This window comes from Shewanella sp. Isolate11 (genome assembly GCF_022398315.1).
Taxonomy (GTDB): Bacteria; Pseudomonadota; Gammaproteobacteria; order Enterobacterales; family Shewanellaceae; genus Shewanella.
This window is the reverse complement of sequence record NZ_JAKEVF010000004.1, coordinates 131,351-153,364: the sequence shown is the minus strand read 5'-3', so window position 1 is coordinate 153,364 and position 22,014 is coordinate 131,351. Positions and strand designations below refer to the sequence as shown.

General features: G+C 44.2%; 20 protein-coding genes. 9 read left to right on the top strand and 11 right to left on the bottom strand.

The window, feature by feature from the left end; genetic code table 11:
- Positions 1 to 45: 45 nt before the first annotated feature.
- Together L1D21_RS11675 and L1D21_RS11670 are read right to left on the bottom strand one after the other, a co-directional pair.
- A complete protein-coding gene (locus L1D21_RS11675; RefSeq protein ID WP_239845421.1) occupies positions 46 to 408 on the bottom strand; it encodes a response regulator in 363 nt (120 codons plus the stop codon).
- Positions 409 to 596: 188 nt separating this feature from the next.
- A complete protein-coding gene (locus tag L1D21_RS11670; protein WP_239845420.1) occupies positions 597 to 2,096 on the bottom strand; it encodes a YdiU family protein in 1,500 nt (499 codons plus the stop codon).
- A 304-nt stretch (positions 2,097 to 2,400) separates the two neighbouring features.
- Here L1D21_RS11670 and L1D21_RS11665 point away from each other — a divergent pair, with 304 nt between their 5' ends.
- On the top strand, positions 2,401 to 3,255 hold the full coding sequence (locus tag L1D21_RS11665) for a pirin family protein (RefSeq protein ID WP_239845419.1): 855 nt from the start codon (positions 2,401 to 2,403) through the stop codon (positions 3,253 to 3,255).
- Positions 3,256 to 3,533: 278 nt separating this feature from the next.
- Positions 3,534 to 5,009 (top strand): sodium:proton antiporter NhaD, encoded by a 1,476-nt coding sequence (gene nhaD, locus L1D21_RS11660; RefSeq protein ID WP_239845418.1) that lies wholly within the window; start codon positions 3,534 to 3,536, stop codon positions 5,007 to 5,009.
- A 114-nt stretch (positions 5,010 to 5,123) separates the two neighbouring features.
- On the opposite strand, the gene L1D21_RS11655 is transcribed toward nhaD, so the two are convergent.
- Complete coding sequence (locus L1D21_RS11655; protein ID WP_239845417.1) at positions 5,124 to 6,506, bottom strand: Na+/H+ antiporter NhaC family protein; 1,383 nt, start codon at positions 6,504 to 6,506, stop codon at positions 5,124 to 5,126.
- 540 nt (positions 6,507 to 7,046) lie between these two features.
- Between L1D21_RS11655 and L1D21_RS11650 the strand changes: the two genes are divergently transcribed.
- Entirely contained in the window at positions 7,047 to 7,289 is a 243-nt protein-coding gene (locus tag L1D21_RS11650) for a ribosome alternative rescue factor ArfA (protein ID WP_239845416.1), read from the top strand.
- Positions 7,290 to 7,614: 325 nt separating this feature from the next.
- A complete protein-coding gene (locus tag L1D21_RS11645) occupies positions 7,615 to 8,541 on the top strand; it encodes a DMT family transporter (protein WP_239845415.1) in 927 nt (308 codons plus the stop codon).
- Between the two features lie 50 nt (positions 8,542 to 8,591).
- Here the strand turns inward: L1D21_RS11645 and L1D21_RS11640 are convergent, their stop codons facing one another.
- From L1D21_RS11640 to L1D21_RS11630, 3 genes are all read right to left on the bottom strand, one after another.
- A complete protein-coding gene (locus tag L1D21_RS11640) occupies positions 8,592 to 9,554 on the bottom strand; it encodes a hypothetical protein (protein WP_239845414.1) in 963 nt (320 codons plus the stop codon).
- A 108-nt stretch (positions 9,555 to 9,662) separates the two neighbouring features.
- Entirely contained in the window at positions 9,663 to 10,703 is a 1,041-nt protein-coding gene (locus L1D21_RS11635; protein ID WP_345773517.1) for an endonuclease/exonuclease/phosphatase family protein, read from the bottom strand.
- 206 nt (positions 10,704 to 10,909) lie between these two features.
- Entirely contained in the window at positions 10,910 to 11,737 is an 828-nt protein-coding gene (locus L1D21_RS11630; protein WP_239845413.1) for a hypothetical protein, read from the bottom strand.
- Between the two features lie 472 nt (positions 11,738 to 12,209).
- Here L1D21_RS11630 and L1D21_RS11625 point away from each other — a divergent pair, with 472 nt between their 5' ends.
- Positions 12,210 to 12,872, top strand: coding sequence for a thiol:disulfide interchange protein DsbA/DsbL (locus L1D21_RS11625; RefSeq protein ID WP_239845412.1), 663 nt, complete (start codon positions 12,210 to 12,212; stop codon positions 12,870 to 12,872).
- 91 nt (positions 12,873 to 12,963) lie between these two features.
- Here the strand turns inward: L1D21_RS11625 and L1D21_RS11620 are convergent, their stop codons facing one another.
- Both L1D21_RS11620 and hemG read right to left on the bottom strand, forming a co-directional pair.
- Positions 12,964 to 13,491, bottom strand: coding sequence for a cytochrome b/b6 domain-containing protein (locus tag L1D21_RS11620; RefSeq protein WP_239845411.1), 528 nt, complete (start codon positions 13,489 to 13,491; stop codon positions 12,964 to 12,966).
- A gap of 27 nt (positions 13,492 to 13,518) precedes the next feature.
- Positions 13,519 to 14,040: a menaquinone-dependent protoporphyrinogen IX dehydrogenase gene (gene hemG / locus L1D21_RS11615; RefSeq protein ID WP_239845410.1), complete on the bottom strand. Its 522-nt coding sequence runs from the start codon at positions 14,038 to 14,040 to the stop codon at positions 13,519 to 13,521.
- Positions 14,041 to 14,282: 242 nt separating this feature from the next.
- Between hemG and L1D21_RS11610 the strand changes: the two genes are divergently transcribed.
- A complete protein-coding gene (locus L1D21_RS11610; protein ID WP_239845409.1) occupies positions 14,283 to 15,104 on the top strand; it encodes a TIGR03899 family protein in 822 nt (273 codons plus the stop codon).
- Between the two features lie 2 nt (positions 15,105 to 15,106).
- Here the strand turns inward: L1D21_RS11610 and cobA are convergent, their stop codons facing one another.
- Entirely contained in the window at positions 15,107 to 15,928 is an 822-nt protein-coding gene (cobA, locus tag L1D21_RS11605; RefSeq protein ID WP_239845408.1) for a uroporphyrinogen-III C-methyltransferase, read from the bottom strand.
- Positions 15,929 to 16,357: 429 nt separating this feature from the next.
- Between cobA and L1D21_RS11600 the strand changes: the two genes are divergently transcribed.
- The 3 genes from L1D21_RS11600 (at position 16,358) to L1D21_RS11590 (ending at position 19,438) form a co-directional block, all read left to right on the top strand.
- On the top strand, positions 16,358 to 17,350 hold the full coding sequence (locus L1D21_RS11600; protein ID WP_239845407.1) for a phospholipase A: 993 nt from the start codon (positions 16,358 to 16,360) through the stop codon (positions 17,348 to 17,350).
- A 31-nt stretch (positions 17,351 to 17,381) separates the two neighbouring features.
- On the top strand, positions 17,382 to 18,833 hold the full coding sequence (locus tag L1D21_RS11595) for a S41 family peptidase (protein ID WP_239845406.1): 1,452 nt from the start codon (positions 17,382 to 17,384) through the stop codon (positions 18,831 to 18,833).
- 65 nt (positions 18,834 to 18,898) lie between these two features.
- The gene (locus tag L1D21_RS11590; protein ID WP_239845405.1) at positions 18,899 to 19,438 is read left to right on the top strand and encodes a redoxin domain-containing protein; all 540 of its coding nucleotides are present in this window, start codon (positions 18,899 to 18,901) and stop codon (positions 19,436 to 19,438) included.
- An 8-nt stretch (positions 19,439 to 19,446) separates the two neighbouring features.
- Here the strand turns inward: L1D21_RS11590 and L1D21_RS11585 are convergent, their stop codons facing one another.
- Positions 19,447 to 19,857: a DUF3010 family protein gene (locus L1D21_RS11585; protein ID WP_239845404.1), complete on the bottom strand. Its 411-nt coding sequence runs from the start codon at positions 19,855 to 19,857 to the stop codon at positions 19,447 to 19,449.
- A gap of 92 nt (positions 19,858 to 19,949) precedes the next feature.
- Positions 19,950 to 21,659, bottom strand: coding sequence for a hypothetical protein (locus tag L1D21_RS11580; protein ID WP_239845403.1), 1,710 nt, complete (start codon positions 21,657 to 21,659; stop codon positions 19,950 to 19,952).
- Between the last annotated feature and the right edge of the window lie 355 nt (positions 21,660 to 22,014).

Sequence of the window (22,014 nt, the reverse complement as noted above, 5' to 3'; positions counted from 1 at the left end):
CGGTTAGAATTTTAAACAGCAAAGAAAAACACGCCCTAGTGAGATTTAGCCAAGGTATTTAGCAACAATCTTATAGATAGCATCAGGCATTATCGGTTTAGAGACATAGTCATCGGCGCCCAATTTTTTAGCGAAATCTTTATCCGAATCTTCAGTTAAACTACTAATCACCACCACTGGAAGCGTACTTTCTTGCTCATCTTTAAGATGTTTAAGCACGTGATAACCGTTGACATCAGGCATGGTGATATCAAGAAAAATTAATTGCGGGGAAAAAGAGTCCAATAAGCTGATTGCACTACTTCCCGAATTAGCCGAGATCACCTCATAATCTTCGCCCAATAGTGAGAGCAAAACCCCTGTGCATACTGGGTCATCATCTACAACTAAGATCTTCGCTTTACTCATATTTCTCTCACTCTCAAATTGTTAATTCATTGTATGCAAAATTAGCAAAAAAGCTGGAAAGTATAAACCTACATAATCCTTAATTTCATTAAGATAAGTCCGACAGCCATTCGAATCACCTATTCTTTACTCTACCACTAGCAGATAGATTGTCCACTCGCTGATAATAACATCAAGAAATTACCCTCTTAGGTTCCGCAGTAACTGACAAAAGCCCCAAAACTTGCGGGTGCCGGTTGAGCATATTCTTCATAGCCCTCTCGCTCGATATAAGGGTCTTGCAGCAAAGCCGTTAACTTTTCAAAAGGTTGATAATCGCCCTGCTCGGCCGCCGCGATAGCGGCTTCTACCAAGTGATTTCGAGCAATATAGACAGGATTTACCGCGTTCATCATCGCCACCCGCTCAGGTGTAGATATTGACTCTTTAGCTAAACGCTCAAGCCAACTTAAACGCCACAGATTAAAGCTTTCAGGATCTTTAAATAAAGCCTGCGCACCGTTTTCAGTCTCTATTTTGTCATCATCAGCCGCTAAATCAGTGGCTAACTGTCTAAATAATTGGGTAAAATCGACCGCTTGTCCCGCCATACAAGCTAACAACTGTTCGGCGAGACTTTCATCTTCATCCAACTCAAGACTCAGTCCTAATTTGGGTCGCATCCCTTTCAACCAATGATATTTGAACTGTGTCCAGAAATCGGTGATCGCCTCGGTTGCCAGGCTAACCGCTTGCTGTTCATCACTGTGGATCAAGGGCAACAAGGTTTCTGCCAAGCGCGCCAAATTCCATTGAGCTATCGAAGGCTGATTACGATATTGATAACGCCCATCTCGGTCTATAGAGCTAAAGACAGCAGCAGGATCATATTCATCGATAAAGGCACAAGGGCCGTAATCTATGGTTTCACCGCTGATGGTCATATTATCGGTATTCATTACTCCATGAACAAAGCCTACCAATAGCCACTTGGCGATTAACTCTGCCTGTTTATCACGCACGGCGCAGATAAAATCAAGATAAGGCTGCTCGCTATGCTGTAACTCTGGGTAATGGCGCGCAATGGCATAATCGGCTAATTGTTTCAGCATCTGCTGCTCGTCTTGCACGGCAAAATACTGAAAGGTACCAACACGAATATGGCTGGCAGCAACTCGAGTTAATACCGCGCCGGGCAACTCACCTTGTTGACGAAAAATGCCCTCACCCGTGGTCACAACCGCCAACGCCCGTGTCGTTGGGATGTTTAACGCACTCATCGCCTCGCTGACGATATATTCTCTTAGCACAGCACCGATAACCGCTTTGCCATCACCGCCACGTGAAAAACGAGTCGGGCCCGAGCCCTTCAGTTGCAAGTCCCAACGCAGCCCCTTGTTATCCAAGACTTCACCTAGAAGCAAGGCTCGACCATCACCTAACTGTGGATTAAAGCCACCAAACTGATGCCCAGCATAAACTTGTGCCAAGGGCGAGCTATCAGCAGGAATCACGCCACCAGAAAAAGCCTGTGCCAGCTGCAGCGGATCGCGATTATTCAAGCCTAAACTGCTTGCCAAGGTGTGATTGAGTTTAACCAATTCGGGGGCCGGAGCCCGATCGCCGATACAGGCATCATAGGCGCCTTGCAGCTGTTTGGCGTAACTATTATCGAAATGAAAACCTAATTGTATCTCGGGTATTGTCATCTACTAAGAACCGAATTATTGAAGTGAGAAGCATTAACACTACTTTATCCTAAAGCCGGACTAAATCCGAATTAAACCGGCTCTATGCGAGCAAATCGATGCCACGCCCGCCCATAAGCTTACTAAAAAATAGAAATTAATAGCCGCTATTTCGCGATATTCGTTCTATCGAATAGTTGTTAATCTAACTCCATAGCCAAGTTGCTACACTGAATGCTAAGTGTCGAGTAAATCAGATAACTGCTCATTTAGCTTAAATAGTGTCTGCAACTTCATTTACTCTATTTTGTATGAGGAAAGACAGATGAAAGTACTAAGCCAGTTCAGTGCCAAAGCGGCGATGGATGGGGATGGCGTAAATATTCGCCGCATCGCCGACTTTATGAATACCAAGTTTGATCCCTTTCTGATGCTCGATGAGATCAAGTCTGACGATGAAAAAGATTTTATCGGCGGCTTTCCTCCACATCCCCATCGCGGCATAGAAACCTTTACTTATATCCGTAAAGGGGGTTTTGAACACAGAGATCAGATGGGCAACGTCAAAGCGATTCGCGCCACCGATGTGCAGTGGATGAGTACAGGTTATGGAGTGGTTCACTCTGAAATGCCGCTGGCAGATGCGGTCGATGGCTTACATGGGTTCCAGATCTGGGTCAATATGCCCGCCAAGGACAAACTCCGTCCCGCAACCTACCAAGACAGTACCGAAGTTCGTAACCCAGAAATCAGTAACAAAAGCCAAGCCACCCTACGCGCCTTAGCCGGTGATTGGCAGTTTGCAGGTGAAGATAGAATCAGTGCTCCGATCCAAGGATTATCGGGCGAAGCGGTAATTGCCGACTTGATGCTTGAAGCTAATGCCAGCGCCGAGATAGACCTTAGCCATAAACAATATGCTGGACTGTACCTCTACCAAGGTAGCCTAACGAGCACATTAGATAACGACAAAGTCTATCAGCAGGGACAATACCTTATTGTCGATAGCCAAAGCTTATTATCATTGCAAGCAGGCATCGAAGGTGCCGGAGCCTTAGTATTTGCCGGACAGCCGATAAAGGAAAAGATTGTCCAAATGGGCCCATTCGTAATGAATACGCAGGCGGAGATCCAGCAAGCGATTGCCGACTATCAAGATGGGAAGCTTGGTAGCCTGTAATACCATAAATCAGTATACCCCTTCCAAATAACCTGAACTCAGGTTAAGTAAAACGGCTCTGGGTCAACAAGCTAAACAGCTTGTTGACCCATCATAGTGTTACTCACTTTAGTCATATCTGAACTATTATTGCTATGTCTTATGTTTATCGTTCGTCTTTTCAAAGATGATTTAGATATTTCAGTATTAGCAAAAGCCATAAATTTGAAACACATCAAAATTTGAAACAGACAAGCTGTGGTAATTTTTAAGCGATAACTAAAATTAGAGCCCACTCAATGACTGTATTTCACACCAAGCAATCTTCACTATTTACCATTTTGGCAAAACCACTGCTAATACTTTGTTTTTGCTTCGCTCCCTCGGCTTTCGCTAACTCTACCGAAGCCACAACACAAGTATTAGATCTCACCGCAACAGGCGCTGGTTACTTGGCTGTCACTATTTTTGTGCTGGCCTACTTATTGGTCATGGGCGAAGAGGTGCTGCACCTTAGAAAGTCAAAACCGGTATTGATAGCCGCTGGATTTATCTGGGGGATCATTGGTTACATCTATGTGCAACATGGCATGTCCGAAGTGTCCGAGGCAGCCTTTAAGCACAATTTACAGGAATACGCCGAGCTGTTGCTGTTCTTGTTAGTCGCCATGACCTATATCAGTGCCATGGAAGAGCGCAATCTATTTGATGCACTACGAAGCTGGATGATCCGTAAAGGCTTTAGCTTGCGCACCGTATTTTGGCTAACGGGCTTTATGGCTTTCTTTATCTCGCCCATCGCCGATAACCTCACCACCGCCTTATTAATGTGCGCAGTGGTAATGAAAGTGGGCGGTAACAACACTCAATTTATCGCAATTGCGTGTATCAATATCGTGGTTGCTGCTAACGCTGGAGGAGCATTTAGCCCCTTTGGCGATATCACAACCTTGATGGTATGGCAAAAAGGCATGGTGCATTTCAGTGAGTTTATCAACTTGTTCATTCCTTCCTTGGTGAACTACTTAGTGCCTGCATCAATCATGAGCTGCTTTATCAAAAACACCACACAGACAACCGATGAAGAAAAGGTGGTATTGAAACGAGGCGCAAGACGCATCGTAATCCTCTTTCTATTGACCATTACCACCGCAGTTTGCACCCATAGCCTGCTCGGTCTACCGCCAGTTTTAGGTATGATGACAGGCCTAGGTTTCTTGCAACTCTTTAGTTTCTTTCTGCGTAAAACTTTCCCTAAAGCTCTAGTTAAAGCCAAAGAGAAAGCCAAACAGCAAAATGACTATAAGCGCCTAGAACAGCTGGGAAATGTTATCCCCTTTGATGTATTTAGCCGTATTGCACGAGCCGAGTGGGATACCTTGCTGTTTTTCTATGGCGTGGTGTTATGTGTCGGCGGGCTAGGCTTTATGGGCTATTTAAGCCTAGTGTCTGAGGCGATGTACAACCATTGGGACGTCACTTATGCCAATGTCGCAGTGGGACTACTGTCGGCCATTGTCGATAATATTCCGGTGATGTTTGCCGTGCTAACAATGAACCCCGATATGGTATTGGGGCAATGGTTACTGGTAACGCTTACCGCGGGTGTGGGAGGGAGTTTATTCTCTATCGGGAGTGCCGCAGGTGTCGCCTTAATGGGACAAGCCCGTGGCATCTATACCTTTATCAGCCATCTAAAATGGACCCCAGTCATTGCACTGGGTTATATCGCCAGCATTCTAGTTCACCTGTGGCTAAACGCGGCACTGTTTTAACCGACAGTCGCCTTCACTGAACAATAAAAAAGCGCCATGGGGAATCTCTTTCTAGTTAAAATGCCCCGTCCTAAATAGCGTTGGCGCTTTTTACAATGCAGATTTTGTATCGACTTATGCGAGCAGCAATAAACCGATGAAAGTTAACCCTGCGGCTATCAGCGCATAAGGTAATTGTGTCACAGCATGGCTGACCAAGTTACAACCTGAACCCTGTGCCGCCAACACGGTGGAGTCAGAATAGAAACACGCCTGACTACCAAATGAAGATGCCGAAAGCAGTGCACCGATCACCAGCGGAATATTGGCATCCACAGCTTGTGCCAGAGGCATCACGATAGGAATTGATACCGCAAAAATTCCCCAGCTCGATCCTGTCGCAAAGGCTAAAATCGACATCGCCAGAAATACCACTGCAGGTAGCAATTGAGGCGTCATATAAGGGCTCAAGTTATCAATCACATATTGCGGCAACATCAATTTGTCGCACACATCTTTAAATACAAAAGCGGCAATCACAGTACAGATAGCGGGTAACATAGACTTAAAACCATCCATCATCTGTTCCATCATCTCAGCCAAAGGCATCAAACGCTGAACCCCGTAATAAGGCAAGGTGATCGCCAGTGTAGCCACAAGCCCTTTAAGTACATCGATATCGAAATAAAGGGTAAAGCCCACCAGCAGAAAAATAGGCACAAAAAAGTTATGTAACTTACCGCCACTGTCAGCGTGCTTAAACTCCTCTTCAATGGCTTTAACCCCGTAATCATTAGAAGTTTGTACCGCATCTGCCTCATCTTGTGGCAAAGCAGCTTGCCCCTGAGCCGCAGCTTGTTGCGCCTTTTTCATCGGCCCAAAAGCTGGCATCACACCGAGAATAACCAGCAGCACCATCAACACCGCAAACCAGGCGTAGAGCATGTAAGGGATTGCGCTCATATAGACAGCAATCCCCTGGCCTTCACCAGCAATGCCGTTATCGACCAAGAGGCCACCAAAGAAAACAGCCCAGGTCGACAATGGCACTAACACACAAATAGGTGCAGCGGTGGAATCAACCACATAAGCCAGCATCTCACGTGACACGTTAAACTTGTCGGTCACTCGCTTCATGGTCGAGCCGACAGTTAAGGCGTTCAAGTAATCATCAATAAAAATCACCACACCTAAAACAAACGACATAAATAATGACGACTTGGGCCCTTTAGCCAAATTAAGCGCATGACGACCGAAAGCCATCGAGCCCCCAGTTTTCACTAATAAGGCAATTAAGGCACCGAAACCACCGCAAACCAAAATAAGCCAACCTATGGTTTCATCGGCCATTACAGACAGGGAGATATCGGAAAAATTATTCAGTACATCGGCAGGTTGATAGAGAACCAGCCCCACTAACGCACCTATGACTAAACTGAGAATTGGACGGCGTAACCAGATAGCTAACACCAATACCACTACGGGAGGAATAAGACTTAAAGCCGTCGGCTCAGACATGCGATAAGATCCTTCTTAAATTGTGCCAATACGGCAAACTAATTCACTATGCATAATTGTATTTAATTATGCTTACTAACTGTTTTATTTGGACAATCCACTGTTTACAACGCTAAATTTAACGCCAGCATACCAAGCAAGATAGTCATAACGAAACTGGTACTATCAAGGGAATTCAGTGCACCTTAGTAAAAACATCGGCGGCAAAATAATCTGCAATCGATTCCGAGTCAATAATAAATATTTATTTGCAGTTCATGATTTGCTCCAACCCAAAACAAACAAGACCTAATCAATTGAAATATAAAAATTTAACCAGTAAATCTTAAATGACTATTTTGGTTAAATACGCTATTGCTTATGCACCTTAACTGCGTATCTAGATTCTATCTGCTCAGTGATTAAAAATGTTTGCTTTTTAAACAATCCCGGCGTATCTTTGCGCCGTTTACAGTCAAGCGGATCAAAGCGATAGAGGTTGATTTAGCCAAACTGAAACACCATTTAAACATCAGCTAATGATTAATTTTTGGAGATAACATGAGTAAAAAGCAGCAAGGCTGCCACAAAGGAATGAGCCATATTCCGCACGAGAGTGGCCGCGGCAGCATAAAAGATAACGCCTTAAAGGCAATCGTCACCAGTGAGCTATTTAAGATGCGCACTGAAAAGCCAAAAAAAGGCAAAGGTTCATACAACCGCAAACAACAAAAGGGGCAAATGCTGAAGGGCGTTGCCCCTTTTGACTATTTAGGCGTTAACTCTCAAGCCATAAAGCACTAGCAAGAATATTTACAACCCCATAACTGATAATTACTTATAAATCAATCAACTGACAACTTGAATATGGTTACCAAATCAAAGTTTAGATTTGATGGTACCCCACCTCCTCAAGTCGCCCATAAATGGGCAATCGAGTTTCAGCGGCCAAGCTGCTCTATCCAGCCTTAAATTGCAATGATTCAAGCGGCGATATGACTGCAGCTGACTGGAATTAACTATTTTTCGATTAGGCTCATTTTCTCGTAGCCAATCGCTCAAAACTGAGTCAAAATCGCCAGCCGTTAAATATTAGCGTTGTCCTATTTTGTTGAAGGCGTAATCGACCATGTCAGCTCAAGCAGCTCTTCCTAAGCTAGTTCCTATTTCCTTCTTAGCCGTGGTGTTAATTTGGTCTACAACGCCACTAGGGATCGTATGGAGCAGCGAGTCGGTGCATCCCACCATGGCGGTTTTACTGCGTATGGTGATTGCACTGGTGATAGGGGCTTTCATCTTGTTGCTAGCGAACATTCGCCTGCCGCTGAGCCGCAACGCATTTAAACTGTACGGTTTCTCAGCCATAGGGATTGTTGGCGGAATGCTACTGAGCTATTTTGCCGCGCGTTATTTACCTTCAGGCACCATGTCACTGATCTTTGGCTTATCGCCTTTATTATCGGGTTTACTGGCACAGAAGTTACTCAACGAGCCCAAGTTTAGCCTAATGAGAATTGCGGCCTTTTTAATTGCCTTTATGGGACTCGGCGTCGTGTGTTCGGCCAAGCTGTCTCTAGATAGTGACAACTGGATTGGCTTAGTATTAGTCCTCTGTGCAGTCTGCCTGTTTAGTTTAAGCGGCGTGTTGATTAAAACAGTGGAAATTTCAATCCACCCCATCGCCAGCACTGTAGGTGCACTGATGATATCAACACCACTGTTTGCCCTGGCTTGGTTGCTGTTCGACGCCAGTATTCCACTAGACACTTGGTCGATGAAATCCATTGCCGCCATCATTTATCTGGGTATATTTGGTTCGTTAATTGGCTTTATTGGTTACTTTTATATCTTACAGCACCTTAATGCCAGCACCGTCGCTTTAGTCACCTTGATCACTCCGGTGTTTGCTATGGCTTTAGGGGCAATACTCAATAATGAAACTATCACCTATGAGCTGGTATGCGGCGCAGGATTAGTGATTAGCGGCTTGGGATTGTATCAATTTGGCGACAAGCTATTAGGCCGTAACGCCATTAAACAACCCATCGACAGCTAGGCGGGTCACAACCTAGGGTTTGATGAGTTAATCATAATTTAATCAGTAGCTTACTCATCTTCCTCCGCGACCGAAATATGCATCCGACTGATGTCACGATTCCAAAGTTGAATGATTTTACGAGTCTTATCTTTATTCCAGAAACATTTTCCGAAGATAATAATGCCGGCGCCTTCTAAGTCACGTCGAGAATCTATGCCAAAGCGTTGTTGCAACTTGGCTTGCACCGCATCGATAGGAATGCCCACATCTTTGCAATCGGCAGGATTAAGCCACTGCATGCTTTTGTCACAATGTGAAATTGTGCCCCAATACATGCGCGGCGCACCGTTTTCGGTAGGCTGAGCATCCTTAAAATTAACGAACAGATTCTTAGCTCGCCAGCGATACTTTGCATCGGTATATACCCACAGATCTGAACTGGCTAAGTCACTGCCACGCAATAAACTATTGAGCAACTTTTCTAACCCTTCGCTGCCAACTCGCTTATCCGAGGGCTTATCTGATGTTTTATCCGCTAACTTATCCGATACAAACTTGGCTGTATCCGTGGTCTGCATTGGTAATTGAGTGTATGCCTGTGTGTCTGCCTGAATATCTGTTTGAGGTTCTGCTTGATAAACTGCTTTGGGAGTTTCTACTTGCTGAACCTTAGCCTGCTGTTCTTTGGTGTTGACCTGATGATTTTTACGGTTTCTTGGACGACGAGCAAAATCAATGACTAACGCCTCACTATCCAGCAGTAGTTGATTCACCTCAACCGCATCTTGTTCCTCTTGTTGACGACTCAAGGAGGGCTTAAATTCACCACAATCCAATTGATGATAGCGAGAACCGAAACAGGCTGCCTTGCCATCACGAGAGGCTTTTCGAAAATAGGCTTTGCCGTCACAGGCGGGACAAAAAAGATGCTGACGCAAGCGCTCAATCTCGGCCTCATCGAAGGCTTGAAATTTAAACACCGAATAGGTGACGGCTTCTTCTCCCTCTAATCGACAAACGGCATCTAACATAGTCGGCCTCAATCGGTTTTCAACACCAGCATAGACTTAACTGATTTTATAAATAGATTCAATAGACTACAACGCTTACTCAAGCAATATCAAGCGGGCTAAGTCGAACTATTGCCTTACTCTCAAACTGATCATCACTGGAGCATGATCTGTGCTGTGACTATCGCACTCATAATCTGGGTTAATCAAATGCCGATCATAGGTCTGATAATGTTCTACTTCGGCCATCGATTGATCATAATGAGGATCAAATTCATTGGAGAGTAATATGTAATCCAATACCGAACCTTGATTAAGATGGTAATGAGTCGGAGATCTGGCAATAGCTGGAGGACAATATTGCGATCGTTCAAATAAGTGATAAGCGTCTTGCAAGCAATAATCTTTAAAATCCGCCTCTGACCACTGCACCTTTAAACGACTATCGGATGAGGTTAGACTTGCTAAAATGCCACTGTTTAAGGTGTCATTAAAATCACCCATTAGTATGATTGGCTGCTGAGTCTCCTGACGCCGAGAAGCCATGTGGTAGCGTAATAAACAGGCCTCACTTCCGCGTATGATACTGGCGCTCCATTTGGCTGCGGCCTCGACAGCAAAATGGGTTTGCAGCGCTTTGTCATCCAGACGTAACGCCTCTATCCCTTGTTCGACCTCAAAATGCCCTCGCTTGGATTTAAAATGCACCACATAACAGTCGCATAACCCTAGCGCAGGTAAATCTAGTGTGGCTCGCAAAGGCGCACGACTAAACTGGAACGAATCACTTAGTCCTAATAACTTTGCTAATTTAGATTCTGGGGTAACCGCGCAGGTGCTCGTAATCGGATATTTAGAGGCCAACGCCACGACGGGATCGCGATAGATAAAATCCTCATTGACGCTTGGTGTATCGACGACGGCAAAATAGTCGTAACCCGCTGCTTGGGTGAGTTCACGTAAAGCGTCGATGGAAAAGACTTCTTGAAACCCAACGATATCGGCTTGATGGCTCACCAGGTATTCGGTGAGCCATTGGCACTTTTTCAGCCATTGAGACTCACTATAAATATTCAAAAAATCATAATAGGCATCGGGCGGAGCAATAAAATTAAACAGATTGATGGTGGCAATATTTACCCTGAGTAACATTTCAGTTGAGGTCGACAATGGTGCTCCTGCGAATTAGATTAACAGTCTAGATCTGAAGCAAAGCAATCACTGTCAGATGATACAATCGAAACTTGCAGAGGACGAACCCCAGGTTCGCCCTCTAATACCAATTAGTATAAGCATTAATGACAAGCGCAAGTTATACCAATCGCAGTAATTATCTGATCATTCTTGCTAGTTAAAATAACGTTTTGTTCGCCGGGTTAACCCCAAGGCATTTCGAAGTAAATCAGTAATAACAGGTCTTTATTCCAAGGTAAAATAGGCAGATATCCAGGACTATCAGTTGGACGATTATCGTAAGGGGTTAGATTATACGTGGTGTAAGTCAGGTTAAATACTAACTCGCTGTCAGCCTTCCAATCCTCTTGAGAAAAACGAAACTCAGCCGCTAACTCATGCTCAAGCCAATCATCACCATCATTCCAAGTTTGGCCGGAAAATCCTAGAGACATATGCTTGCTTAATGCAAACTCAGTATTGGCGGCAAGCGTATAAGCTCCGGTTTTATTTCTGAAATCTTCACGATCATAGCCTCGAGTTCGAGGCACATCATCATCAATTTCTAAGAAGTAATAACCTGCACCGGCTTTAACATCGGCAGAAAAAGTGTCAGTCTGATATTGGTAACCTAGTGTTGGGAACAGCTTAAACTGCTTCTCTACCGAACTAACGGTATTACGCTTACCAACTAAAGTAAGATCCCAAGTGAGCGCACTCGCATCGGAAAAATCGACTAAATTCCCCTTCACACCATAACCAGAGCTAAACCAGATAGGGATATGATCGGGATCGAGCTCATCTTTATCTCTGTCTAAGTGAACGGTTAACTCGCCATTGTAAGTTAAACTGCTATCGGTCTGATGCTCAAACGCCATATAGACATGTGCACCAAAGGTATGAGAGTCGGCTTCATCAACATAATAATCGTGACCGCCGACACCTAAACGCCAGTCTATCGCCATGGTCGAACAGGAAAACATCGCAGCACATACGACGCCGCTATGAAGTAAAGCTGGGGTTATCTTCATGGTTATATCCTTATTATTAGCTGGCACTCACCCAAGGTCAGTGTCATTCTCCACTACTGCAATTTAAGCATGATTTAATTAATTTGCTAGCTTGTACTGATCTTGCCATTCACCCCGAACAGAAACCAAACCTTAAAATTCAACAGCCTTGATCATTACATCAAGCTATCTGCCTTTTACCAACCCTACAATAATCAGCAAAAACACCCAAGGATTGGTCGCTGCAAGCTAAAGAGTGCCACAATGAATATCTCGCCCGACTTTAATCCTAATCAAGCTTACAGCTCAGTTTGTGAACCTTGACAGGTTTTGTCGATAATCTCATTAAAAACAAGCCATTTTACAATCTAGGTCACATCTCTAAGGCTGATTATCGCTCCCGCTTCAGCCATACTTAAGCTTTTGCTATTACCCTAAAAGCATTGTTTACACTCATTACACCATAAGCAGTGATGCTTCCATTGAGGACACTATGATTAAACATATCGCCTTAGCGCTAACCTTAGCCGTTGCGCCATTAAGCAGCTTCGCGGCTCAGTTCATTGAAGGTAAACACTTCACTACGGTTTCAAATAAAGCCCCTAGTGCTGAGCCAAAACTGACTGAGTTTTACTCTTTCTACTGTCACAACTGTTTCAACATGGAAACCCAATATCTTGCCGATATTAAAGCTAATCTCAAGCCAGGTGTCAGCTTCGATAGCAAGCATGTGGATTTCATGAATAGCGACATAGGTACCGAAGTGATGCGCTCACTGGCAGTTATTCAAGAGCTAAAGGCACAAGATAAGATGATTCATGCCATGTTCACCGCAATTCAAGGTGAGGCAGGTGCTCACGGTCACAGCCATGACCACGACCATAGCGCCCATGAAAAACCAGAAATCAACACTCGCGATGACATTAAAAAAGTCTTTAGTGACCAAGGCATCGATGTCAGTGATTACGACAAGATTGCCGATAGCCAAGCAGTGACAGACAAGATTAACCTTTGGCGTGCCCAGCAAAGTGAATTCAAAGTGCAAAGCGTGCCAACCTTTATCGTTAATGATAAATACGCAGTTAACTTAGGTGCGATTCGTACCCTTGGCGAACTGATTGATTTAATCAACTACCTCGCGGTAGAGCATAAATAACCTCCTACAAAGAACAAAAAGCAAAAAACAAAAAGGCTCCTTAGGTGACTAAGGAGCCTTTTTTGTATCGCCGCACACCTACGTACTGACTTTAATTCCGAATAAAATCTAACAAATGCGAAGCGGCGCAGATGCAGTGCAGCACAACAAAGCCGATAAACCCTTTAGCAAAAACATGATGCCAACTACGCCAAGCTAATGCCTCGCTACTGCCTTGTAAACAAAACCAAATCGTTCCGGTTAAGGCCACAACAAACAGCAACAGAAGGCCTATGCCTTCGATTAAGCTAAATAACCCTTTACCACCGGCAGCTGGGATTTTACCTTTAAATAAGCCTTTGATATCGGCAGATACTTGAGCAAAATCCCCTGCCAACCAAGGAAAATATTGGCGCCACTTGCCCTGCCGGACATTGCTGAGTAAAAAGGTGACCGAGAAAAAGGCCGCGAGCAGGCCAAGATAAACATGCAGTAGATCCCATATCGACGCGTTGGCTCTAATCCCCCGCCCCATCAAAATCCAACCACTGGTACTGATAAGAAATACAGATAACAGGATCAACAGAAGATGCTGATACTCGATCATTTTTTTACTCAACGAGGCGAGCAATTTAACCATGGTTGGCTCCTGCTAGGTCATAGATGATTACAGTTGATCTAACTGCTGAGCATACTCGCTGACTTTATCCCAATTGGTGTATTCCACATTAGTGTCAATCGCCGTAGGCCCTTTAGTCAACCACATAATAAAGCGGATCGCATTTCTATCTAAGGCGTTATAGCCTTGGTAATTTAGGTTACCCGCAAACACCTCTACCAACTTAGGCTGCCAAGGGGTTTTAGCTAAAAAAGCCTGCACATAAGGGTTGGTTGCAGGGGTATTCTTCGCTGGTTTACGCGCCACTAAATTGATAGAGAAAAAGCTATTAGGTTTATCATCCAGTTGTTGTAGATTTTGGCTAATAAACTGATAAACAGCAGGGTTATGCTTACCATGGCGAATACTAGCGCCAATTATAATCTTATCAAACGCCGCAATATCGGGAGTTTCGTCTATGCTCGCGCAGCTCACTTCATTGCCCAACGACTCAAGTTGCTGCTTTAGGAAGTCAGTGACCTTGCGTGTCTGACCATGCACGCTGGAATAAATAATTAAAATTCGACTCACTGCTACCTCAACACATCATAAATTCAATTGATAACATCATCATAAGCTAAAACGCGGCAGATTTAATTGAAACAGATCACGAGGGCTTGCACAAACCTAGATTGGAGACCATCAACTTTGAGTAATATTTAACTGGGTCACAAACTGGCCATGCTACAGGCAGGTTTTAGGCAAGACTATTTCGCTGAGATATTTTGCGGTAAGCTTCTAAAAACCTTTAATTAAGAGCAATACTATTACTTATGTCGGAATCCCCAAGTAAATCTCATACCGCAGATGTCTCGGCACGTAAAAAAGTACTGCTCTTAGGGCGTTTCTTGGGTCTTGCCAGTGAAGATGATTATCGTGCATCTAATGCTTCGGTGGCTGAGCGCGCCGAGTTTCGCAACCGTAAGTTGGCCAGTCAATATCAGTCCAACTTAGAAACCATATATACCATTGCCATCTCGAATACCCCCTCGGATCTGACCGGTACAGACCTAGATCCTGACTGGGTGCATCAATTTTTTATCCTGGCCGAACAGATCCACAATCGCAATATGCAGGAATTATGGGGAAGAATATTGGCCAAAGAGATTGTCAACCCGGGATACTTTAGTCTGCGCAGTTTAGCCACACTCAAGCAGCTGACTCATAAAGAGGCACAGTTGTTTGAAAAAGCCTTAAGCATGTCGGTAAAGATAGGTGACGACCCTAAACTTAAACTCTTAATCGGATATCGTCATTCTGGCGGAATAGGTCAGTTATTTAGGAAGAGTAATGCAGTCAATATGGCGCTATCACACTTTGGCTTGCCCTACTCGTCGATCCTCACCTTAGTCGACGCAGGTCTACTACATAAAAGCGAATTTGAAACCGGAATACTAAACTCGAAAAACCCGATTAACTTCACTCTAGCAGGTCAACAAAGCACATTGACGCCAAAACATGGTCATCTGGTACTTAGCTATTATCGATTAACATCGACTGGAGATGAACTAGCACAACTTGTAAAACTTAAGGCCGACGATGCCTATGGAAAAGCGTTGAAAGCCTTATTTAATAAGAATTTTAAAATCGAATAATCTTAAACCTGCAAGCTTAACGATAACGCCTGCTCGGCATTAGACTGAACTTGCTCAGGGTTAAACCAATTTAAACTGTCGGCTAAACCCACCACCTCACCGATAATCATCAGTGCCGGCATTTTTAGCTCAGGCGAACTCACCAATTGCCCTAACTCACCTAAGGTACCGATAAAGCGACGTTGCTCAGACGTAGTCGCCTTAGACACTATTGCCACTGGCGTAGAAGCTGAGCGCCCCGCATCGATCAAACCTTGCTCTATGGTAGCGGCATTTAAGATGCCCATATAAATCACTAAGGTGTTTTGGCTATTAGCGCAAGCGTTCCAGTCCATAGGCCGACTCTCAAGCTTGCAATGACCCGTAATAAAAGTCACCCCTTGCGCATGATCCCTATGAGTCAATGGAATTCCGGCATAAGCCGACGTTCCACTAGCTGCAGTAATGCCCGGCACCACCTCAAAAGTCACCCCTGCTTCGACTAAGGTTTCAAGCTCTTCACCACCGCGGCCGAAAATAAACGGGTCGCCACCTTTAAGGCGCACCACGTTTTTACGTGTGTAGGCTTTGGTTACCAATAATTGATTGATTTCATCTTGGGCGGCACTGTGTTTACCGGCGCGTTTACCGACGGCAATTTTTTCTGCACTTTCTGGGACTAATGCCATGATGTCATCGCTGACTAAAGCATCGAAAAGCACCACATCCGCTTGTTTCAAGATGCGATAGGCTTTAAGCGTCAACAACTCGACGTCTCCGGGACCTGCGCCCACTAGCCAGACTTTGCCGAAATCGCCCTGTCTGGGTAAAGTAAATAATGCCATGTTCACATCTCTCGCAATAATGATTAGCTTAAATATAGCGCTATTCTTATTCCTTAAAAAATAGACATTAGTTAGGTTTTATTCCTTTTAGTTATCAATGGATCAAGAAACTCGATAAAAAGTGTTTAATTAACTCGGATGAATGGCATAAATTAAGCCAATAACAAGATGTTATATCCCAGCGAAAAATAGTGGAAATCATCAGCGGATAACTGAAGGGTGAAGCTATAAGCCCACAAAATAAATAACAGCTTACTTGCCACAGGTGATTGTCATTTCATGCTACTCGAATTAAAACTCACCACGATTTTAACTAGCAATAATGATTAAATTATTACTTTACTTAGTATTAATAGGTAGAATCCCTGTAAGGCTGGCTTGAGATAAGCAGCCAACTTCGGTATTAGATGACTTAAAAAGGATCCACGGATGAGTATTTCCCTTAGGCATTTTTGGCTACCATTATTTGGATTGTTAACCTTCAGCCCAGCCAGTTTTAGTGCAGAACCCACCGCTCCTGAAACGCAATCAAAGTCTGAAGATAAACGATCTGAAGAAAAACAGTCTGAACAAGATTCAGCAAGTGAAGAAGCACCACATACCGAATCCCTGCTGGAAAAACGCATCAAAGAAGAAGTCGCAACGGCAGAATTACCTTTTGTGATCACCCCACATAACGTCAATTATATTTTGCCTGTGACCTATAACACTTCACCGAATATGGAACCCTTCGTCGATCGCATTGCCGGTGGCGACGCTGAAGTAGATGAGATGGAAGCTAAGTTCCAAATCAGTTTCAAATTCCCACTGATGTACAACATCTTCGGCGACAATGGCCACCTGTTTTTTGCCTATACTAATCAGTCATACTGGCAGCTATATAACAAAGAGATCTCCTCTCCTTTTCGGGAAACCAATCATTCACCAGAGCTGTTTATGGTGTTTAACAATGATTGGAAGCTTGGTCCATTAACCAACTCGTTAATTGCTGTTGGTGTCATGCATCAATCAAATGGGCAGTCAGGTGAACTTTCTCGCAGCTGGAACCGTATCTATGGCTCAATGGTTTTTGATAACGGTCCCTTCGCAACGGCAGCCAAGGTTTGGTGGCGGATCCCCGAAGATGAGAAAGAAACGCCCACTTCGGCTCGCGGCGATGATAATCCAGATATCTTAGATTACATGGGATATTTTGAACTAACCTCTGTCTATGGCATTGATGAACATAGAGTTAGCATGATGCTGCGTAATAACTTACAAAAGAAGAATCGCGGTGCTGTTGAGCTAACTTGGAGTTATCCCGTCATTGGTAACCTTAGGGTTTACGCCCAATACTTTAACGGCTATGGCGAAAGCCTGATCGACTATAACGCCCATACCAATCGCTTCGGTATAGGCGTCGCCATCAACGATATTTTATAGTTCGTTTGCCGTACAAGGAGTCAGGATAAGCATGATGAAATTTGGACATCGAACCATTATTAATGGCTTTGGGCTTATCATGCTTATTAGTTGTATTCAGTTAGCCCTGATCACCTTACGTGACCAGCCGCCAAAAGAAGATCTTAGCCAGCGACAAATACAGGCAGATTTGGCTTTTTTACTACAGCAGGTCAGCGATAACTCTGCCTATGCGGCCCTGTATCCTGAGCGATTAGCCCGAGTAACTCAAAGAGTCGAGCAGCAGCTCAATTCTCCTTACCTCAGCATAAAACGCAGCGAATTTGCAGCACAACTCCTTAAGGTATTAGCCCCTTTGGATGATACTTCCAGCATGGTTTCCGATGTCGAAGTTGAATTTACCCTGCCGATAAAGCTGCAGCGAGAGGAGGACGAATGGCTCGCGTTTAATAACCAAGATACTCCCCTCGAGGAGGATTATCCTTTTCTCACCCATATCGATGGCATCCCTATGCCTAAATGGGTTGAAGCAAGTCAAATGTTCTTAGCCCCATCGTTACAAGCCATATCGACGCAACAGTCCAACAAGTTGCACCTGTTATCGTTGCTAAGGCAAGAGATAGGAATTGAGCGCCAAGATAGCGTACGTCTGACTCTGAGCGACGGTGAGCATACTCAACAGCTAACACTGGCATTAACAACAGCTTCACTCAAGCCAACAAAGGCAACAAAGGCAACAAAGGCAACAAAGGCAAATTTTAACAATAGCGTCGAAGGCATTTTCAGCTTTAATGATTTAGAAAAATTTAAGCTTGGCAGTCGACTAGAACAAAGCCTAAAAAAAGCCATATTTTCGCCCGTCACCATCTTAGATCTACGTCATGCCTATGGCCGCGGCGACCAATTATTAACTTGGCTAGCCCAATATTACACAAACCCAACTGAGTCGGCCAAAGCTGATTTCCCTTTACCCGATATTTATGCCATCGGCCTATATCGACGTGCACCCAAGATGCGTAATGACTATCTTAAGCCGCTGCTATTTACCCCATATCATCAACTGAGCCCACAAGCTCAGCAGCAAGTCGATGAGGCGATCCAGCAGATTGATACTCCATTTGATGAACGTTTTAGCTCTTGGCACGCGAGACAACCTCAGTCGCAACATCGCAGACTGACACCACCACAAACTCCGGGAAAATTAGTGCTACTAATCGGCCCCGAGTGTCGCCAGCAGTGTCAGTGGTTAGTTCACTTCGCTAAGCAATGGCACAACACCTTACTAATTGGAGAGCCCACTTTAGGTAACTACGATAAACATCACCAGTTTACGCTACCTAAGAGTAAAATTAGCGTTCGAGTCACTAACAGCATGATTTACGACATGCAGGCTAATCGCCTGTCAGGTGTTGCTACCGAACCCGATATTTTTCAGCCAGTGGATCAAGACTTTTATTGGCAACAAGTTTTAGACTTGGTAGATAATCAGCAAACAGAGTTGTAGAACAAACATAGAACTATTAACAAGATAGTCATATAGATAAATAAGATAACCAAAGGATTAGACCTATGAAAAGCCTTATTAAAACCCTGTTAATCGGCGCCAGCTTTTTTACCGCACTAAGCATTAATCACGCCCAAGCGACCGATCTTAAGGTAGGCGATAAAGCCCCTGAATTTCGCTTACAAGCCACCGACGGCCACTTCTACCAATTAAGTGACTACCTAGGAAAACAAACATTAGTGCTGGCTTGGTATCCAATGGCCAACACCCATGGCTGTACTTTGGAATGTAAGTCATTGGTAGAAAAGGGACACCTTATCCGCGAATATAACGCTGTCTATATGATGGCCAGCGTCGATGATTTAGAAGATAACCAAAAGTTTGCTACCGAGCAGAAAGCCGACTTCCCAATGCTAAGCGATCCCAGCAAGGACACCGCCGAAGCCTATGATGTGCTTAACCTGGTACGTGTAGCCAGCCGAGTCACTTTTTATATCGGTAAAGATGGTACCATCTTAAAAATCGATGATGACATCAACCCCAAAACTGCCGCTGAAGATATCGCTGCTACCCTTGCGACTTTAGGTGTCGAGAAAAAAAGTTAGTCTTGGGATTAAAGTAGTTCGAAAGCAAGGTCGTAGGCCTTGCCTAAATCTTGCGTCGCCGGACGATAGTTTTTTAGTTCGGCATATTTGTTATCAGTCGCCCGCAAAGTCGCAGGATGGACAAAACTGATCGGCCATTGTGAACTTGCAAGCAATACCCCTTCTAAAATAAAGCTTCCCGCTCCACCAGCGCCTTTACCTGTGGTTGCTCGGCGGTTAATCACCAGTTGCTCTGTGCCCTGCTGTTGACAATATTCGGCGAATGCCAAATTAAACTGCTGAATATCTTCGACACTCGGACTCTTAGGAATAGCTATCTTATTAACCTTAGTCGCTACTAGTTGATGCTCAGCACGGCTACCACACAAGCTGATTAATCGTGCCTCATATCCCTTTAAAAATACGCCTGTAATTGCCAATTGTGACTCCTGATAATTGTTAATACCAATCAGTATAAGCAGACAAAAAATAAGCCCCGTCTAAGGACGAGGCTTATCCCAAAATAAACAGATTACTTATAGGTCTGTACCGATGAGTCAATCACTATACCTTGCTGATTAACATCTAAGTCCATTTTAACCTTCATATTATAATCTTTAAGACTACTAAGCTCTTCTGGTACTGGCTCACCACTCATCTCCAACAACTGCATCACAGGGGTGAACATCTTGTTGTAATCCGATGACATGGTTAATAAGCCGTTACTGGTTAACGCTTCGTCGGCAATCTTATCGGCAAACCTTTTACTCTGGTCGCCGCTATAGATGACTAAGTGCTTACCTTTAAGCGCCATATAAACTTTCACATCCAAATAGGCGGGGAAAGGTAATAGGCTATTTAGTTCTATCGCCGAACCATCTTGAGGCAGGTTAACATTGGCTAACATAGGCGCAAATGGTTTAATCATATTAAACAGACTGGCAGGATCTTCTGCCGATAATGACATTATGGCGTCGAGATTTTTCACTGCAAACTCTTGGGTATCATTATCGAGTTGGTAATCACTCACTGATAAAGCGATCCCCTTAACCCCGTTAGCAAAACCGGAAAACATACCGAGCATAGCCGGATTCTGCGCTTCCATCTCAGCCTGCATTTCACGTAGCGGCTGGCACTGATAGCTAGGGGTTAGCAGTTCGCCCCACACTTTTGTCATTGCTGGCACAAACTGATTAACATCGACCCCCAAGCCTAGGGAGAAGATACCAATATGATCTTGAGTATAGGCAGGTAAGAAACCACGGATCTGATTAAGCGCCGACATTATTAACTGGTTTTTACTTTCGATTACTGTGCTAACACTAATATCACTCTGCTGTGAATCGATATTAAGCTGACGATAACCCATCACGGTTTTTGGCCAGTTATTAGCAATACCATCGAGCTCATCGCGACAAGTTTGCGAGCGAAACTCAACAAAAGGATCTTCATTAATCGCGCTAAATAGCTCAGATAGCTGTTTCGCCAATCGATTACCATCTTGAGTCGTAATCGCTTTCACCAGCTCTTTATGATTGATGTAACTAATGCCGTCTTTTAGGAAACCATGATCATTGAAGATATCTTTTATCAGGGGCGACTGACTCAGTGGATCAGCCGCAGGGCGAACACCTAGGGCAGTTTCCAACAAGGTAGGATCGGTAAAACTGGTAGCAAAAGTCACGGTTAACATCTGCTTTTCAATGGCAAATACCAAGTCAATCTGTTCGGTCTCGCTCTCATTCGTCAGAGTATATGCACGATATTCTGCTCCGGCACTAGCGCGAATCTGATGAGTGAATCCAGTTTTAGCTTCGATACTATCGAGCAAAGCCCAAAGTTTATCTGGATGCTCGATATCCAGTTTCATCACAGGGATCGCGCCTAAAGCGTAAACATAAGCACTGAGATCTTTGGGAAAACCAAAGGTATCGATAAAGGTTTGACCATCTTTCATGGCCGCAAAATATTGACTGACCAGTTCAAAAAAGAACTGCGAACGAGGGTCTTGCTCATTTTGCATTAAATCTTGCAGTCCTTGGGGTGACTGCTTATGCGCCTCAGGAAGCGAGTCGATATAGTCTTTTATCGGAAATGGTTCAAATTGTGCCGAAAACACCACAGTATCAGCAGGAACATAGTCCAACACAGCATTGGCTGATGACGATGAATTTTGCTGTGTAGCCCAATAGGATCCAGCAGCGACGGCAACAACAGCGACGGCCGACAATAACTTCTTCATTCATAACTCCCTTTATTTACTAAGCACTGCACTATCCCTGCAATAACAATCAGTATAAAGACGTGGATTGGTATAACAGTAAAGTAATTAAAAATAGATATAGATAGTACTATATTGATGAATAAAAAGGGAAATAGCTAACCCAAACTCGGGACAAGAAGTGGTGTAACAAAGCGGGCTTAGGCAATTCCCTGGATAGCCACTTAGGGCTACCCAGGGCCTAAAGCTAGATTTAGCAAGCGCTAGCAAACCAATCAAGCTCTCGCGATTGCGAGGGTGTTTCGATGATGTCGGCAACTCTGCCTGTAACTTCTCATTAGGAAGGTGAAGTTACGCGATCCAAGTCAGATCCGAT